Here is a 16,013-nt window from a genome sequence, read left to right on the forward strand (position 1 = left end):
TGGGTGCGGTATACGTCCTCTGGGGCTTGCCCGAACCTGCGAAGGAAGTGGTTGCCGTGGAGCGAACGGCCTGCTGTGTGGTGGGAGGAGGGCCCGCCGGAATGGTGCTGGGCCTGCTGCTGGCCCGGGCCGGGGTCGAGGTGACCGTACTGGAGAAGCACGGCGACTTCCTGCGCGACTTCCGCGGCGACACCGTGCACCCCTCCACCCTGTCGCTGCTGGACGACATCGGCCTCGCCGAACGGTTCGCCCGGCTGCCGCAGCGACGGGTGACTTCGGTGCAGCTGCCCATCGGCCCGGACCGGTCCCTCGTCACGGTCGGGGACATCGGGTCGCTGCACGGAAAGTACAACTACATTGCGATGGTGCCGCAGTGGGACCTGCTCGACCTGCTCGCGGATGAAGCGGGCCGGGAGCCTTCCTTCCACTTGCGGATGGACACCGAGGCGACGTCCTTCCTGATCGAGCGCGGAAGGGTCACGGGCGTGCGCTACCGCACCGCGGACGGCGGCACCGGGGAGCTCAGGGCCTCGCTGACCGTGGCCTGCGACGGCCGTGGTTCGCTGGCCAGAGCCCTGCCCGAGCTCGGGCTGGAGGACTTCCCGTGCCCCATGGACGCCTGGTGGTTCCGGCTGCCGCGCCGTGAGGATGATCCCGGCGGGCTCGTGGGAGGTCTCGGCGACAGGTTGTTCTCCGCGCTCATCGACCGCGGTGACTACTGGCAGGTCGCGGCGCTCATTCCGAAGGGATCCGACGCCGGGCGCCGTGCCGAGGGCCTGGAACGTTTCATGGCCCGGTTCACGGCAGCCGTCCCCTGGCTGGCCGACCGGGCCCACGCCGTCACCTCCTGGGACGAGGTCAAACTGCTCGATGTACGGCTCGACCGGCTGCGCCGCTGGCACCGCCCGGGGCTGTTGTGCATCGGCGACGCGGCCCATGCCATGTCACCGGTCTTCGGGATCGGCATCAACCTCGCCGTCCAGGACGCGGTGGCCGCGGCCCGCTGCCTCGTGGGGCCTTTGCGCGAGGGCACCGTGGGGCTGCGGGACGTGCGCCGCGTCCAGCGCCGCCGCCTGCCCACTACCGTGGTGACCCAGCGCCTCCAACGCCTGGCCCACACGCGGGTCATCGAGCCGCTGCTGTCGGGGCGCGTCGCGTTCGGCCATCCCCGGCTGGCCAAACGGCTGACCGAGCTCATCACCGAGTCGCCGTGGCTGAACCGGCTGCCGGCCTACTTCCTCGCCTACGGGGCCCTGCGCGAACAGCCGCCGAAGGAATCACTCCGCTGAACGAGGCGCGCCGCCGGAGGCGCGGCCGGTCGGCGTTGCACCCTCGTTCTCCAAGGCGAGAACGACATCTTCAGGAGGCAACATGAGTGAGCGGCCGGTCCTTCTGCCCTATGCCGACCCGGCCTTCGTCACGGACCCGTTCCCGCTGTACCGGCAGCTGCGCGAGGACGGCCCCGTGCGCCGCGTCATCGTCGCGGGCGCCCTGGAGGCCTGGCTCGTCACCCGGTACGACGACGCACTCGCGGCCCTGTCCGACTCCCGGCTCAGCAGTGACGTACGCGACGCTTCGGACGCCCGGCTCCTGCTCCAGCTGCCCGAAACGGAGCGCGAGTCGATGCTGAGCAACATGCTCCGCAGCGACCCGCCCGACCACACCCGCCTGCGCCGGCTGGTCTCGAAGGCGTTCACCGCCCGCCGAGTGGCCGGGATGCGGCCGCGGATCCAGGCCCTCACCGACCGGCTGCTGGACGCGCTCGTCCCGGCGGGGCACGCCGACCTCGTCGCGGACTTCGCGCTGCCGCTGCCGGTCACGGTGATCAGCGAACTGCTCGGGGTGCCGGTGGACGACCGCCACGACTTCCAGCACTGGACCGACCGGATGATCAGGCAGGGCGAGGAGCCCCTGGACCCGGCCGTGGTGAACGAGACATGGCAGCACATGCGCGCGTACTTGACCGGGCTCATCCGTGCCAAGCGGGCGGACCCCGGCGACGACCTGCTCAGCGGCCTCATCACCGCCCGGGACGAGGAACAGCAGCTGTCCGAGGACGAGCTGGTCGCCATGGTGTTCCTGCTGCTGGCCGCCGGCTACATCACCACGGTCAACCTGATCGGCGGCGGCATCGCCATGCTGCTCGCCCATCCCGGCCAGCTCGACCTGCTGCGCTCCGACCCGGGACTGCTGCCGGGCGCGATCGAGGAGTTCCTCCGCTACGACGGCCCGGTCAGCCCCGGCATCGCGCGGTTCGCGCGCGAGGACGTCGAGATCGCGGGCGTGAGCATCCCGCGCGGCGCGACCGTACTGATCGGCTCCGCACCCGCCGACCGGGACCCGGCGCGGTTCCCCGACCCCGACCGCCTGGACATCACCCGACAGGACAGCGCCCACCTCGCGTTCGGGCACGGGATCCACTACTGCCTGGGTGCTCCGCTGGCCCGGCTGGAGGGGGAGATCGCCATCGGTACCGCCCTGCGCCGACTGCCCGGGCTCGCCCTTGCCGTACCGCCGGACGACATCCGCTGGCGACCCGGCGGACTGCGTGGTCCCGAGGGCCTGCCGGTGACGTTCACCCCCGGCGGCTAGTACTGCAATCACAGTTATGGGGGTGTCCGCGCTGTTTGTGGCATGAGGTCCGCGGTCCGGGCCGCGGGTCCTGGCTGGTGTCAGGCGTTGTGCTCGGCGAGGAAGTCGGTGATGAGCTTCCGCCATTCCTCGGGCCGCTCCACCATGGGCAGGTGGCCGGTGCGGATCTCCACGAGCTGGGCGCCGGGGATGCCGTCGGCGAGCTGGTGGTGCAGGCGGGTGGAGGTGAACCAGTCCTGGGTGGTGGAGATGACCAGGGTGGGTGCCTGGATGCGCGCCAGGTCGTCGCGGACGTCGATGCGGGGGGGCCAGCTCGGCGTGCTCGGGGGTGCCGTCGGCGACGCTGGCGGCGGTGAAGCCGACGGCCTGCTGGAACTGCTCGTCCGGCATCGCCTCCAGCGCGTCGGGACCCACGGCCGTCATCGTCATGAACTCGGCCAGCAGTTCGCGGTCGCCGGACTCGGCCAGCTTGCGCCAGATCGAGGTGGAGAGTCGGAGGCGGTTGTCGCGGTGGGGGAAGGTTGCGGTCAGCACGAGCGCGGTGACGCGCTCGGGGTGACGGGCGGCGGCGCGGATCGCCACGGGTCCGCCGAGGGAGTAGCCGTGGAGGGCGAAGGTGTCCAGGCCCTCGGCGATGGCGGCGGCGACGAGCTGGTCGGCCAGGTCGTCCAGCTGGAGCGGGGTGGTGGAGCGGGGGGTGTCGCCGCTGCCGGGGTAGTCGACGCCGACGACGGTGTGGCGGGCGGCGAGGCCTTCCAGGATCGGGCCGTAGGTGCCGGCGATGCTGCTGCCGGCGCCGTGGGCGAGGGCGAGGCCGGGGCCGGAGCCCAGGACGGTGCGGGCGAAGGTCGCTTCGGGGAGGGTGCGCTCGGACGTGGTGGGTTCCGTTCCTTGGAGGAGTGACGGGGCCAGGTGGTTCGGTAGTGGGACCAGGAGCGGATCTGCTCCAGGGCGGTCAGCATGGCCCGGCCGTCGGTGGTGAGCGTGGAGGTGGCGGGTCCGGGCGGGAGCAGGTCGTGGGTGGCGCCGACTGCGGCCCCCGGGGCCGCCCCGCCCGTTCCGGCGACGCGAGGCGGCGGCATGAGGGGTCAGGGCAGTAGGACGGCCTTGCCCTGGTTGCGGCGGGCTTCCAGGTCGGCGTGGGCCTGGGCGGCCTCGGCCAGGGGGTAGGTGCGCCAGACCGGCACGGTGAGCTTTCCGGCGGACGCCAGCTCCACCAGCTGCGGCAGGGCGTCCTCGCCCTGCTCGGTGGTGCCGGCGCTGAAGCGCACCCCGTGCTGCTGGGCGGACATGTCGGCGATGGTGAGGACCTTGCCCGCGTCGCCGGTCAGGGTGACGGAGTCGGCGAGCACGCCGGCGCCGGAGGCGTCGAACACGTAGTCCACGCCGCCCGGGGCGTCGGCCCGTACGCGCTCCGCCCAGCCGTCGCCGTAGCGGACCGCGGTGGCACCCAGGGCGGTGACGCGGTCCAGGTCGCGCTCGGCGGCGGTTCCGATGACGGTGATGCCGCGGGCGGCGGCCAGCTGCACCGTGATGACGCCGACGCTGCCGGCCGCGCCGTGGACGAGCAGGGTCTGCCCCGTCCGCACCCCCAGCTGGCCGAGGACCCGGGACGCGGTCCGGCCGACCGTGACCAGCGAGGCGGCGACCTCCCACGACAGGGCGTCGGGCTTGGCCACCGGTCGCTCGATCAGGGCGTACTCGGCGTAGCCGCCGCCCACAGTGGCACCCAGGACCTCATCCCCCACCGACGCCTCGACACCCTCGCCGACCGCGTCGACGACTCCGGCCGCGTCCAGGCCCAGGATCACCGGGAAGCGCGCGGGGACGAGCTTGGCCATCAGGCCGGACCGGATCTTCATGTCGAGCGGGTTCACCGAGGCGGCCCTGACCTTGATCCGGACCTGCCCCGGACCCGGCTCCGGCGGGGTGACCTCGGTCAGGTGGAGCACCTCGGGCGCGCCGTACTCGGAGAAAGTGATCGCAGTGGACATCGGAAACTCCCAGGTAGCAGGGGTGGAGAAGGGGAAAACCAGGCGGTTCTGACTCAAGGTGCGGTCCCGGAGGCGACCACGAAGGCGGCCGCGCCGCTGGCCTCGCCGGTCAGGCGGCGAGGGTGGGGTAGTCGGTGTAGCCGCGGTGGTCGCCGCCGTAGATCGTGGCCGTATCCAAGGTGTTGAACGGGCCGCCGGCCGCCAGGCGGGCCGGCAGGTCGGGGTTGGCCAGGAACAGCGCCCCGTAGGCGATCATGTCGGCGGTGCCGTCCTCGATCAGTGCCAGCGCGTCCGGGCCGGTCGGTGCCGGGTACGTGAACGGGTTGAGGACGAACGTGCCGGGGAACTGCTTGCGCAGCTCCAGGGTCAGCTCCCGGTCCGGGCCCTCCAGCACGTGCAGGTAGGCCAGGCCGATCGGCTCCAGCGCGGCCACCAGGGCGCGGTAGGTGGCGCGGTGGTCGTCCTCGGCGATGTCGTTGTACGGGTTTCCGGGCGAGATCCGCAGCCCGACGCGCTCGGGGCCGATCGCGTCGGCCACGGCGGTGGCGACCTCCACGGCGAAGCGGATCCGGCCCTCGACCTCGCCGCCCCAGGCGTCCGTGCGCCGGTTGGCGTTCGTGGACAGGAACTGGTGGACCAGGTAGCCGTTGCCGCCGTGGATCTCCACCCCGTCGAACCCGGCCTCGATCGCGCCCCGCGCGGCGGCCGCGAAGTCGGCGATCGTCTCGCGGACCTCCGCCTCGCTCAGCTCCTTCGGCACCACGAAGTCCCGCGGGCCCTCGTGGGTGAACACCTGGCCCTTGGCGGCCACCGCCGACGGCCCCACCGGCACCAGCCCGTCGGCCAGCAGGCTGGGGTGGCCGATCCGGCCGGTGTGCATCAGCTGCGCGAAGATCACACCGCCCTCCCGGTGCACCGCATCCGTCACCCGCCGCCACGCCGCCACCTGGCCGGGCGTGTGCAGGCCGGGGGTGTCCGGGTAGCCCTGGCCGACCGCCGAGGGCTGGTTGCCCTCGGTGACGATCAGCCCGGCACCGGCGCGCTGCGCGTAGTACTCCGCCATCAGCTCGGTCGACTCCGCGCCGGGCCCGAAGGCGCGGCTGCGGGTCATCGGCGCCATCGCGACGCGGCTGGCCAGGCGCTTGCCGCCCAGCACGATCGGATCGAAAGCAGTGGTCATGATCTCTTCCTCGCAAGTGGTGGGGCGGTGGCCCCGACACATTCAACGTAACAGATACCTGCCCGAACAAGTAAATGCCCTGAAGCCACTTTCCGACCTGCGCGTGACGCACGTCACGCCTACCCACCAGCAAAAATTCCCAGTCGGGGGCAGATGGGCCCGCGAGGACCGGCGTCACGCGGTAGCATTAGCTGCCTGATCAGGAAGTGAGGAAGAGATGAAGCAGTCCGCCCCGGAGACCGGGAAGGATCCCGCGGGAGCCCGGGAGGAGGTGACCGTCCCGGTGCCGTCCGCGGCCAGCGGCGGGCCCATCAGCCACGCGATCTTCCGCCTCGCCCGCCTGCACCGCATGTACGCCGGACAGCTCCTGCGCCGCATCGGCCTGCACCCCGGCCAGGAGCTGGTCATGATGCACCTGTGGGAACTCGGCGCCCAGCGCCAGACCGACCTGGTACGGCTCATGGACTCCGACGCCGCCACCATGACCCGCACAGTCCAGCGCCTTGAGCAGGCCGGCTTCGTCCGCCGCCGCCCCTCGCCCTCCGACAAGCGCGCGTCACTCATCGAACCCACCGCGGCCAGCCACGCCCTGCGCCACGAGGTCGAGAAGAGCTGGAGTCAGCTCGAAGACCTCGTCACCGACGGCTTGACCGCAGACGAACGCACCGCGGCCCTGCACACCCTGGAGCGCCTGGAGCAGAACCTCGTGGAGGCCGCCGCCGAGTCCGCAGGCGCAGACACGGAGCGGTAGCGCCTTGCAAAGGCGATGAACCAGGTGGTCGGTTGACCGGCGCGCGCCCCATGCGCCGGTCCCGGCCCCGCCTCCAGCTCGCCGCCGTCCCCCTCGCCGGCCGGCAGTTCGCGCGGATGCGATGCAGGCCCCGCCGTCCCGGTTGTGGAGCCCGTCGAGGATGAACAGCGAGTCCCGCAGATCACTCCCGGTATCGCAACCGGTGACCGACCGGGGTTGCATGCCGGGACGGACCAGTAGTTCGAATTTGAACGTTATGATGCATCCCAACCACATCGAGCCACACCATTCGAGCCACCGGGAGCGCACCCGCATGTCCGTCCGCCGCCTGAACCACGCCGTGCTCTGGATCCGCGACGTCGAACGCTCCGTCGCGTTCTACACCGACGTCTTCGGATTCCAGGTCGACCACATGGCCGCCGGCCGCGCCGCCTTCCTGAGCGCTCCCGGCAGCCTCAACGACCACGACCTCGGACTCTTCGCGATCGGCGCCGACGCGCCCGGTCCCGAGCAGGGCCGGGTCGGCCTCTACCACCTGGCCTGGGAGGTCGGCACGCTCGGCGAGCTGGCGGAGCTGGGCCGCAAGCTCACCGAGCGCGGTGCACTGGTCGGCGCGAGCGACCACCTGGTGTCCAAGTCGTTCTATGCCAAGGACCCGGACGGCAACGAGTTCGAGGTGATGTGGCGCGTCCCCCGCGAGGACTGGCCGGCCGAGGACTCCGACCTGCGCCCGGGCGCGCTCGACCTGCCGGCCGCGATGGCGCGCTGGGGCGCGGATCTCGCGACGGGTTCGGCTGCAGGTTCCGCCACCTGAGGAAGACCGGGCCCGGACCGCGACCGCCTGCCGGGTCGGACCGGCAGAGGTCGTCGCACGCGGACACGGCCTCTTTGACGGAACGGGGTTGCCCGCCCGGTCAGGGTGTGCGACCCGCGGCCGAGGCGAAGCCCAGCCAGGTGTGGCGGTTGCCCCACCAGCACCAGCCGACCTTCGGGGCGTTGCGCCGCTCGCGGCCGTCCCGCCCGGTGCCGTTGCTGATCCAGATCGCCGGGGTGCGGGCGTCCAGTGCGCCGTCGGCCTTGCGCAGTCGGGAGCCGATGGTCATGAAGCAGCGGTTGCGTTCCAGGACCGCCGGCTGCTGAAGCACCCAGTGAATGCCCTCGGTGAGCAGCAGTGGAGTGCGCTCCTGCGCGGTGAGGGCGGGCAGCGCCTCGTCAGGGCTCCAGTTGGCCATGTGGTCGCCGCGATCGAGACCGGCGACGAGATAGAAGGGGGCGTCGGGCAGCGCCACGCTGTCGGACGGGGCGAAGCGGTCGACGTCGGGCATGTCGACGACGAAGCCGGGCTTGCCGTCCCGGCGGAGCAGTGGCGCGAGAGCCGAAGCGGGGGCGAGGTCCGGGTGGACGGCGAGCAGGGCGTCGCCGTGTCCGGCGTCGGCTCCCTCGGCGAAGGCACGCACCTTGTCGGCAGGCAGCCGCAACAGCTCGTGCACGCCCAGCTCGATCAGGCGCCCGGCCTGGGTGGTGAGCGGCGGGAGAGCGGACACGGTGGCGATGGACGAGGTTGTGGGCACGCTTCCCCCAGGTGCGCTCCGGTGCAGTGGACCCCGGGGCAACGAGGCGTCCGGGCCAAAGGTTCCCCTTGCGGCGGGACAGCGGACGTACCCGGCCGGCGGAGGGCTTCCAGGTGCACCTCCGTGAGGTGTTCGCCAGACTGATCGTGCAGCATGGCGCCGTACCGGGGGCCGTCGGCCAGGCTGAATCCTTCGGGACCGTCCCGCCGAGCACGGCCCGGGACACGGGCTGCCGGGTCTCTTGACCGTCCGGCCCGGCCGTGCGGCGCAACGCAAATCTCCATCCGGCCCACCGACGAGACGATCGCGGAGCTGGAGATGATCGAATTCCCCCTGTCCGCGCGCTCCCGCGTCGATGGCAAGGCCGGTTCGCCGGGCGCTGCCGGTCCGGGACCGGCGATCGACACCGTCACCGGTTCCGCTCCGGCGGAAACCGTACGCCCGTCGCACCGCGATGGGCGTCATCGTCTGCTGCCGCCGGTCGCCGCATGGCTGATCGCGAACCTCATCACCTGGCTGGTCGCGCGGGCATCGATCGCCGGCGGCGGATCCACGGTGCCCTACTGGTCCACGGACGCTCGTCGCCGCTGGGATTCCGAGCACTACCTGTCCATCGCCAAGACCGGCTACGAGATGTTTTGGTGCCGGGATCGTTACCCGGACTTTCCCGATGTCATGTGTGGAAACGTCGCCTGGTTTCCGGGATACCCCATGTCGGTCCGGGCCGTTTCCGCCACCGGGCTTTCCTACGAGATGTCCGCCGTCGTCGTCACCGAAGCCTCTCTGTTCGGCATGTTCGCGGTGTTGTGGTGGCTGCTCGGCGCACGGCTCACCTGGGCCACCGGCCTCACCCTCGCCATCGGTACGGTTTTCCCGGGCGGTATCTATCTCCACGCGATGTTCCCGATCGCGACGGGGACGTTGGCACTGCTCGTCTGTATCGCCGGAGTGAAGCGCGGTTCCTGGGGCATTGCCGCTGCCGGCGGTTTCACTGCGGCCGCTTGTCATCTTGTCGGTGCGGCCGCCGTCGCGATGCTGCTTTCAAGCGCGTTCTTCGCGTGGCGAGGGGACACGTGGCCCGTACGGTGTGCGAAGGCGGGGTTGTCGGCGACCATCGCCGGCTGCGGCGTGCTGTGGGCCAAATGGCTGATGTGGCAGGCGACGGGCCGCTGGGACGCGTACGAGACCATTCAGGAATCCAGTTACGGACAAGGCGGCCTGCGTCAGCCCCTCGCCGAGATGAGGAAGGCCTACGATTTTCCGTTCAGCGACTGGTACAAGCCCGCAGGGAAGCTGCCGTGGCTGGTGGAGCACGGTCTCTCCGCGCACCGGACCCAGCTCTGGCTGAACGTGGCCTTCGTCCTGCTGATCGTGGCGACGGCCGCGGTTCAGCTCATCCGCAGCCGCCGGCTCGCCACAGAGGAGTGGGCCGCCCTGATCCTGACGGTGGCGATCTTCTTGCTGCCGTTCTTCGCCGGCGCGGAAATGTCGTGGTACCGCAACCATGCGCAGATGTTTGCCGGGCTCATTCTGATCAAGAAACTGCCCCGCTGGATCCAGGCGCCACTGTTGGCGGTCTGCTCGATCCAGTACGCCCTTTTGGGGGCGATGTTCTTCGCGGGGGTACTGGTGTAACCGATCGATCCGGAGCGCTCTGCGTGTTCTCGCAGCAGTGCGGTGTGCGGTGCGCGACCATACGGACGCTGGCCCAGCAAGACAACCGACGCAAGAGCAAACGGCCACCAGAAGGAAACACCGAGACAGGAAGAAGGGCGGACGTGTCCGGCAGCGAAAGCGAGAACCCCGCAATCCCCTCTCCGGCCCCCGCGCCGACTCGGCCCAGGACGAACCGGGACTGGTGGCCGAATCAACTGGACCTTCAGGTTCTCCACCAGAACTCACCGCAGTCCAATCCGCTGGGCGAGGACTTCAACTACGCGGAAGCGTTCACGGCCCTCGATTGCGACGCGCTGAAACAGGACGTCTTCGAGGTGATGACCACGTCGCAGGACTGGTGGCCTGCCGACTACGGTCACTACGGTCCGCTCCTCATCCGGATGAGCTGGCACGCCGCGGGAACCTACCGGATCGCCGACGGCCGAGGGGGTGGCGGCGCCGGCGCTCAGCGCTTCGCCCCCCTCAACAGCTGGCCGGACAACGCGAGCCTCGACAAGGCGCGCCGTCTTCTCTGGCCGGTCAAGCAGAAGTACGGCAGCAAAATCTCCTGGGCCGACCTTCTGATCTTCGCCGGCGACTGCGCCATGGAATCGATGGGCTTCAAGACCTTCGGGTTCGGCTTCGGGCGGGAGGACATCTGGGAACCCGAGGAAATCTTCTGGGGGCCCGAGGACACATGGCTCGGAGATGAGCGCTACGTCGGCGACAGGGAACTCACCGGTCCTTTCGGTGCCGTGCAGATGGGGCTGATCTACGTCAATCCGGAGGGGCCCAACGGCAACCCGGATCCGATTGCCGCCGCCAAGGACATCCGCGAGACGTTCAAGCGCATGGCGATGAACGACGAGGAGACGGCCGCGCTCATCATCGGCGGCCACACGTTCGGCAAGTGCCACGGTGCGGTCGATCCGGCGTACATCGGTCCGGAACCCGAGGGCTGCCCCATCGAGCAGCAGGGCATCGGCTGGCGGAACACGTACGGCACCGGCTCGGGCGCCTATGCGCTCACCAGCGGGCTTGAGGGGGCGTGGACCACCGCGCCGACGAAGTGGGACAACGGATACCTGGACAACCTGTTCAAGTACGACTGGGAGCTGACGACGAGCCCGGCCGGGGCGCACCAGTGGACTCCCACGGACCCCTCGGCCAAGGACACCGTGCCGGACGCTCATGATCCGTCGAAGAGGCACGCGCCCATGATGCTGACGACGGACCTCTCCCTGAAGCTGGATCCGATCTACGCGCCGATCGCGAAGAGCTTCCACGAGAACCCCGACAAGCTGGCGGACGCCTTCGCCAGGGCCTGGTACAAGCTGTTGCACCGTGACATGGGGCCGCTCTCGCGCTATCTCGGCCCGTGGATCCCCGAGCCGCAGCTGTGGCAGGACCCCGTCCCCGCGGTCGATCACCCGCTGGTCACCGACGAGGACATCGCCGCCCTCAAGAGCAGGATCCTCGCCTCGGGACTCTCCGTCTCCCAACTGGTCACCACCGCCTGGGCGTCGGCGGCGAGCTTCCGCGGCACAGACAAGCGCGGCGGGGCCAACGGGGCGCGGATCCGGCTCGCGCCGCAGAGGGACTGGGAGGTCAATTCCCGGTCCGAGGTGGCGGAGGTGCTGCAGGGACTGGAGCAGATCCGGCAGGACTTCGAAGCACAGGCCGGCGGTACGAAGGTTTCGCTCGCCGACGTGATCGTCCTGGCCGGGTGTGCGGCTGTCGAGCAGGCTGCGAAGAACGCCGGTCACAACATCACGGTCCCGTTCGCGCCGGGGCGGACTGACGCCTCGCAGGAGCAGACGGACGTGGAGGCGTTCGCGGTGCTCGAACCCAGGGCGGATGGATTCCGCAACTACCTCCGGCCGAAAGAGAAGCTCCCGCCGGAGACCCTGCTCCTGGAGCGCGCCAATCTGCTCACGCTGACCGCTCCCGAGATGACGGTCCTGGTCGGCGGCATGCGGGCCCTGAACACCGGCTTCGAGCAGTCCCCGCACGGCGTGTTCACCCATCGGCCGCAGACGCTGACCAACGACTTCTTCGTCAACCTGCTCGACATGGGCACGGAGTGGAAGGCTTCGGCTTCGGCCGAGAACGTGTTCGAGGGCCGCGATCACGCTACTGGCGAGCTCAAGTGGACCGCCACCGCCGTCGACCTCGTCTTCGGTTCGCACTCCCAGCTCCGCGCCGTCTCGGAGGTCTACGCATCCGCGGACGCGGGAGAGAAGTTCGTGCGTGACTTCGTGACCGCATGGGACAAGGTGATGAACCTCGACCGGTTCGACCTCTCCTGAGCCCGGACCCGGGCCGATGCCCCGGTCGGCAGGCCGCTCGTCGGCCGACCGGGGCATCCTCGGGGTCCGGTCGGGACGGTGACGGAGGCGGAACCACACTGATTCGGACAAGCCGAATGGCCTTCAGGTGAACGCAAGAAGCTCGACGGCAGGTCAGCGTCCTGCATGCGGGCGGCCGTTCGTGCCGTCACCCCCTGTTTCCGTGCGGTCGCGGAGCGGGCGCACCCCGCGCGAGCTGCCCGAACGACCATTCGTTATCCGATATACGAACGACGTGTCCGTAAAACGGCCATCAACATGCGACACACCTTCGAATCCGACAGACTCGGCCGCATCGGAGCCCGACGACTCAAGTATTTGTCGCGCTCAACCTTCGTATCGAAAGTGAGTCTTGTCGTGCGCTATCGCTTCGCTGCCGTCTCTGCCGCCGCCCTCCTGTGCCTGGCCGGCGCCACCGGCATGGCGGAGGCCAAGCCCACCAGCCTGTACGCCCCGTCCGCCATGGTCTTCTCCATCACCCAGGGAGACAACGCCACCGCCGGCACGGTCCTGCGCGCCGCCACCCTCAGCTGCATCCCGTCCGCGCAGGGCACGCACCCCGATCCCAAGGCCGCCTGTACGGCCCTCAACTCCACCGGCGGAACCTTCGACCGGCTGCTGGCGGCGCCCGACGTGAACCGCGCGTGCCCGATGCACTACGCGCCCGTGACCGTGACCGCGGACGGCATCTGGCAGGGCAGCCGGGTCTCCTGGAAGCACACCTTCGCCAACAGCTGCACCATGTCGGCGACCCTGAACGGCAACGCCGTCTTCGCGTTCTGATCCCACCCGTCAGCCGGGGCGAGGGGCGTCTCCCTCGTCCCACAGCTGCTCGCGCCGCCGCCGGGGCTCAGGCGCGCCGGCGCGGCCGGCGCGGCCGCGACGACCGGCAGCAGGTGCGTGGGACCGCATCGGCCACCGCACTCTCGCGGTGCAGGTCGAGCCGGTCGGCGCAGCCCGTGCCAGTGGCCGGACGTCCTCCCGGCGAATTCGTCCAGCGCACGGGTGACCCGGTCGGCGGGGTGCCGCGGGGCGGGCGGGCGGAGGTAGTCCCCTGACGGGATGAGATACCTCGTGATGGTGCAGGGAGCCCGGGCCGACTACGACGCCATGGACGGAAGGGCCTCCGCACGGGCGCCCGCCTGGAGCCCGGAGGAACTGCATGCGATGTTCGCGTTCATGGAGGAGATCAACACCGATCTCGCAGCCTCGGGGGAGCTGGTCGACGCGCAGGGCCTGAGCTCACCGGCCGACGCCCGGATGGTGACCGCCGACCGCGACGGGCGAGCGGTGGTCACGGACGACCCGTACGGGCCGAACGAGGTCCTCATGGCCGGGTACTGGGTGCTGGACTGCGCGAGTCTGGACCGGGTCACCGAGATCGCCGCCCGTGTTGCCCGTTGCCCCGTTCCCGAAGGCTCGCGTGAGTACCCGGTGGTCATCCGGCCGATCGGGGAGCCGCCCGCGGATCCCGGCCGGATGGGCTGACCCTGCGTGTGGCCGGTGCAGGCACTGACCGTGGCCCTACCCGCGGAACGCCTTGCGCAGGAGAGCGCCGAACTCGGTGGTGTGTGTGGTCAGGCCGGTGTGTCCGCCGGGGAAGTGCAGGAGTTCCGTACCCAGGCACTCGGCCAGGAATGCGGCCGGGCGGTAGAGCAGTTCGCCCCGGGAGTCCTCGCCGCAGGCGAGCACGAGGCGGTCCTTCAGCGGCTCCAGCCGGTGGATGTCCGGGCCGTGGGACATGAAGGCCGGCACGATGCGTCCGAGGAAGAACGGCAGGTCGGCCATCGTCTGCTCGGCCCGTGCCGCCGCCTGCGGTGGCAGCCTGAGCTCGGCCTTCGGCCGGGGGGCAGCGTCACCGTCCTTCTTCAGGCCATCGGCGAACAGGGCCATCGCCGGCATGAGCCCGTCGCTGTGGAACGTCTCCTGCACCCGCGCAAGGAGCATGCGGTGCCGGGCGGCGTCGGGAAGTACCTCCACGAGCGGCGGTTCGTGTGCCACGAGGCGCTCGACCCGTTCGGGGGCGACGGTGAGCAGGTGTACGGCAGCGATCGCGCCCGAGCTGGATCCGAAGACCCGGGCGGGCGCATCGGGCGACAGCAGGTCGAGCATCCGCAGCGCGTCGTCCGCATGCTCGGAAACCCGCTGCTCGGCCCCGGGGTCGTCCAGTGTGCTGCGGGACATGCCGCGCGGGTCGTACGTCGCGACGGTGTACTCCGCGGCCAGGTCGTCGGCGATGCCGTCGAAGGAGGCCGCGCCGCCCGTCCCTCCCGGGATCAGCAGCAGGAGCGGGCCGTCGCCGCGTACTTCGTAGTGCAGCGTCGCGCCGTTCACGCGCAGGGTGCCGGTGATCGGGTCGGTCATGAGGGGTCTCCTTCTCGGGACGGGGGCCAGTGATCCAGGAGGACGTGCAGGGCGTCGAGGGATCGGACCCAGGACTGCTGCGGGGAACGCTCGTGCGCGAACCCGCCTGCGGCCTCCAGGGCCACGAAGCCGTGGAAGGTACTGCGGAGCAACCGGACCGCGTCGGTCAGGTCGGGCTCGGCCAGTCGGTAGCCGCGCAGCATCCCGTAGGTCAGCTCGACCGCGCGCCGCGGCCCGGGCGCCTGCGCGGCCAACTCGGGGTCGATCCGGATCGAGGTCTGCGTCGCCGCGTACCGGCCGGGATGCTCACGGGCGTACTCCCGCCAGGCGTCGGCGAACGCGACCAGCGCGTCCTTGCCCGCCCGCCCGGCGGTGGCCTCCGCGATACGGAGGGTCTTCTCGTCCGCCGCCAGCAACGCGATCCGACCACGCAGATCCTCCAGGCTGCGCACGTGGGCGTAGAGGCTCGCGTCCTTCACGCCCAGCCGGCGCGCCACCCGCGCCATGGTGACCTGCTCGAACCCGACCTCGTCCGCCAGCTCGGCACCCGCGACCGTCACCCGCTCCGCCGTCAACCCGGCCCGCACCATGCGCCCTCCCCATTCCCTAGGAGCCCTAGTTTTATCCTAGGGATCCTAGGTAGGCAAGTCGGCAACGCCCCACCGGTCAAGGAGGGCCGGCGACGCGCGAAACGGAACCGGATCCGGCCATGGCTTCAGGGAAAACCCCGCGCCGGGTGTGAGACTTCACGGGTCGGGCAGGCGAGCCCGGCACGACGGCCCGCCGGTATCCCCGGCCGACACCAGGAGGGCGAGAGATGAGCGCGGGCAAGAAGCGGGACGGAACGCCCCCGAACGCCGCGGCCCAGGGCCGGGCAGTCCGGCGCGACCGGTCCGGTCGCTGACCCCTCGGGAGGCGGACGTGTCGGCTCGCGAACGCCGGATCGTCGTGGTCCGGCACGCCAAGGCCGTACCGAAGGACGTGGCGGCCGATTTCGACCGGGCACTGGCCGACCGCGGCCGGAGCGACTCGCCGGAGGGCGGCCGCTGGCTCGCGCGGCAGGGGTTGCCGCTCGGCCTGGCCCGCTGCTCCTCGGCGCGGCGTACCCGTCAGACATGGGGGCTGATGCTGCCGCAGCTGCCCGACCCGCCGCCGACCGTCTACGAGGACAGGCTCTACCGTACCGACGCGGACGGCCTGCTCACGGTCCTGGCGCAGACGCCGGTCGCGGTGGCCGGTCTGCTGATCGTCGGCCACAACCCGGCCGTGCACGAGCTGGCGCACCGCCTGTGCGGGGACGGCCCGAAGCAGCTGGTCAACCGCGTCGGTGCGGAGTTTCCCACCGCGGCCGTCGCCGTACTGACCGTGACGGGCGACTGGGCGGATGTGACCTGGGGCGGAGCACGTCTGACAGCCTTCTGGGCGCCCGGCGACTGAGCCCCGGGGCCACACTCCCGACCTCCACCGTGCCCCGTGAAGCGTGCCCGGGAGCACAAGAGAGGCGGTCGGGCGTGCATGGCGGCGCCGATCACGGGGATCCACCAGGTATGACCGGAA

The 16,013-nt window shown here is 70.8% G+C and carries 14 protein-coding genes and 1 pseudogene; 9 read left to right on the forward strand and 6 right to left on the reverse strand.

Going from position 1 to position 16,013, the window contains the following annotated elements:
* Positions 1-56 precede the first annotated feature (56 nt).
* Together ABTY04_RS21125 and ABTY04_RS21130 are read left to right on the forward strand one after the other, a co-directional pair.
* Positions 57-1,289 carry an FAD-dependent oxidoreductase gene (locus ABTY04_RS21125; protein WP_352214889.1) on the forward strand — a complete coding sequence of 411 codons (1,233 nt, stop codon included), beginning with the start codon at positions 57-59 and terminating at the stop codon, positions 1,287-1,289.
* 82 nt (positions 1,290-1,371) lie between these two features.
* A complete protein-coding gene (locus tag ABTY04_RS21130; protein WP_352214890.1) occupies positions 1,372-2,592 on the forward strand; it encodes a cytochrome P450 family protein in 1,221 nt (406 codons plus the stop codon).
* A gap of 570 nt (positions 2,593-3,162) precedes the next feature.
* Here ABTY04_RS21130 and ABTY04_RS21135 read toward each other — a convergent pair.
* The 3 genes and pseudogenes from ABTY04_RS21135 to ABTY04_RS21145 all read right to left on the reverse strand — a co-directional run.
* Positions 3,163-3,771: pseudogene (locus tag ABTY04_RS21135) on the reverse strand (alpha/beta fold hydrolase); the annotation flags it as partial.
* Positions 3,681-4,586, reverse strand: coding sequence for an NADP-dependent oxidoreductase (locus ABTY04_RS21140; protein ID WP_352214891.1), 906 nt, complete (start codon positions 4,584-4,586; stop codon positions 3,681-3,683). The gene ABTY04_RS21140 and the pseudogene ABTY04_RS21135, both read right to left, overlap by 91 nt.
* A 109-nt stretch (positions 4,587-4,695) precedes the next feature.
* Positions 4,696-5,766, reverse strand: coding sequence for an alkene reductase (locus tag ABTY04_RS21145; protein WP_352214892.1), 1,071 nt, complete (start codon positions 5,764-5,766; stop codon positions 4,696-4,698).
* Positions 5,767-5,983: 217 nt separating this feature from the next.
* Between ABTY04_RS21145 and ABTY04_RS21150 the strand changes: the two genes are divergently transcribed.
* Both ABTY04_RS21150 and ABTY04_RS21155 read left to right on the forward strand, forming a co-directional pair.
* Positions 5,984-6,517, forward strand: a complete 534-nt coding sequence (locus ABTY04_RS21150) for a MarR family winged helix-turn-helix transcriptional regulator (protein WP_352214893.1) — start codon at positions 5,984-5,986, stop codon at positions 6,515-6,517.
* 313 nt (positions 6,518-6,830) lie between these two features.
* Complete coding sequence (locus ABTY04_RS21155) at positions 6,831-7,331, forward strand: VOC family protein (protein WP_352214894.1); 501 nt, start codon at positions 6,831-6,833, stop codon at positions 7,329-7,331.
* 100 nt (positions 7,332-7,431) lie between these two features.
* Here ABTY04_RS21155 and ABTY04_RS21160 read toward each other — a convergent pair whose 3' ends face one another.
* A complete protein-coding gene (locus ABTY04_RS21160; protein WP_352214895.1) occupies positions 7,432-8,088 on the reverse strand; it encodes a DUF5701 family protein in 657 nt (218 codons plus the stop codon).
* A gap of 318 nt (positions 8,089-8,406) precedes the next feature.
* On the opposite strand from ABTY04_RS21160, the gene ABTY04_RS21165 reads away from it, so the two are divergent.
* The 4 genes from ABTY04_RS21165 to ABTY04_RS21180 all read left to right on the forward strand — a co-directional run bounded on the left by ABTY04_RS21165 (position 8,407) and on the right by ABTY04_RS21180 (position 13,580).
* Positions 8,407-9,723, forward strand: coding sequence for a hypothetical protein (locus ABTY04_RS21165; protein WP_352214896.1), 1,317 nt, complete (start codon positions 8,407-8,409; stop codon positions 9,721-9,723).
* 143 nt (positions 9,724-9,866) lie between these two features.
* A complete protein-coding gene (gene katG / locus ABTY04_RS21170) occupies positions 9,867-12,053 on the forward strand; it encodes a catalase/peroxidase HPI (protein WP_352214897.1) in 2,187 nt (728 codons plus the stop codon).
* Positions 12,054-12,437: 384 nt separating this feature from the next.
* Entirely contained in the window at positions 12,438-12,875 is a 438-nt protein-coding gene (locus ABTY04_RS21175; RefSeq protein ID WP_352214898.1) for a subtilase-type protease inhibitor, read from the forward strand.
* A gap of 279 nt (positions 12,876-13,154) precedes the next feature.
* Positions 13,155-13,580 (forward strand): YciI family protein, encoded by a 426-nt coding sequence (locus tag ABTY04_RS21180; RefSeq protein WP_352214899.1) that lies wholly within the window; start codon positions 13,155-13,157, stop codon positions 13,578-13,580.
* Between the two features lie 36 nt (positions 13,581-13,616).
* Here the strand turns inward: ABTY04_RS21180 and ABTY04_RS21185 are convergent, their stop codons facing one another.
* Positions 13,617-14,456, reverse strand: coding sequence for an alpha/beta fold hydrolase (locus ABTY04_RS21185; RefSeq protein WP_352214900.1), 840 nt, complete (start codon positions 14,454-14,456; stop codon positions 13,617-13,619).
* Positions 14,453-15,046: a TetR/AcrR family transcriptional regulator gene (locus ABTY04_RS21190; RefSeq protein WP_352214901.1), complete on the reverse strand. Its 594-nt coding sequence runs from the start codon at positions 15,044-15,046 to the stop codon at positions 14,453-14,455. Before ABTY04_RS21190 ends, ABTY04_RS21185 begins: the two co-directional genes overlap by 4 nt.
* A gap of 331 nt (positions 15,047-15,377) precedes the next feature.
* Here ABTY04_RS21190 and ABTY04_RS21195 point away from each other — a divergent pair, with 331 nt between their 5' ends.
* Positions 15,378-15,893 (forward strand): SixA phosphatase family protein, encoded by a 516-nt coding sequence (locus ABTY04_RS21195; RefSeq protein WP_352214902.1) that lies wholly within the window; start codon positions 15,378-15,380, stop codon positions 15,891-15,893.
* Positions 15,894-16,013 lie beyond the last annotated feature (120 nt).

It is taken from the genome of Streptomyces sp. NPDC097981, assembly GCF_040302565.1.
Lineage (GTDB): Bacteria > Actinomycetota > Actinomycetes > Streptomycetales > Streptomycetaceae > Streptomyces.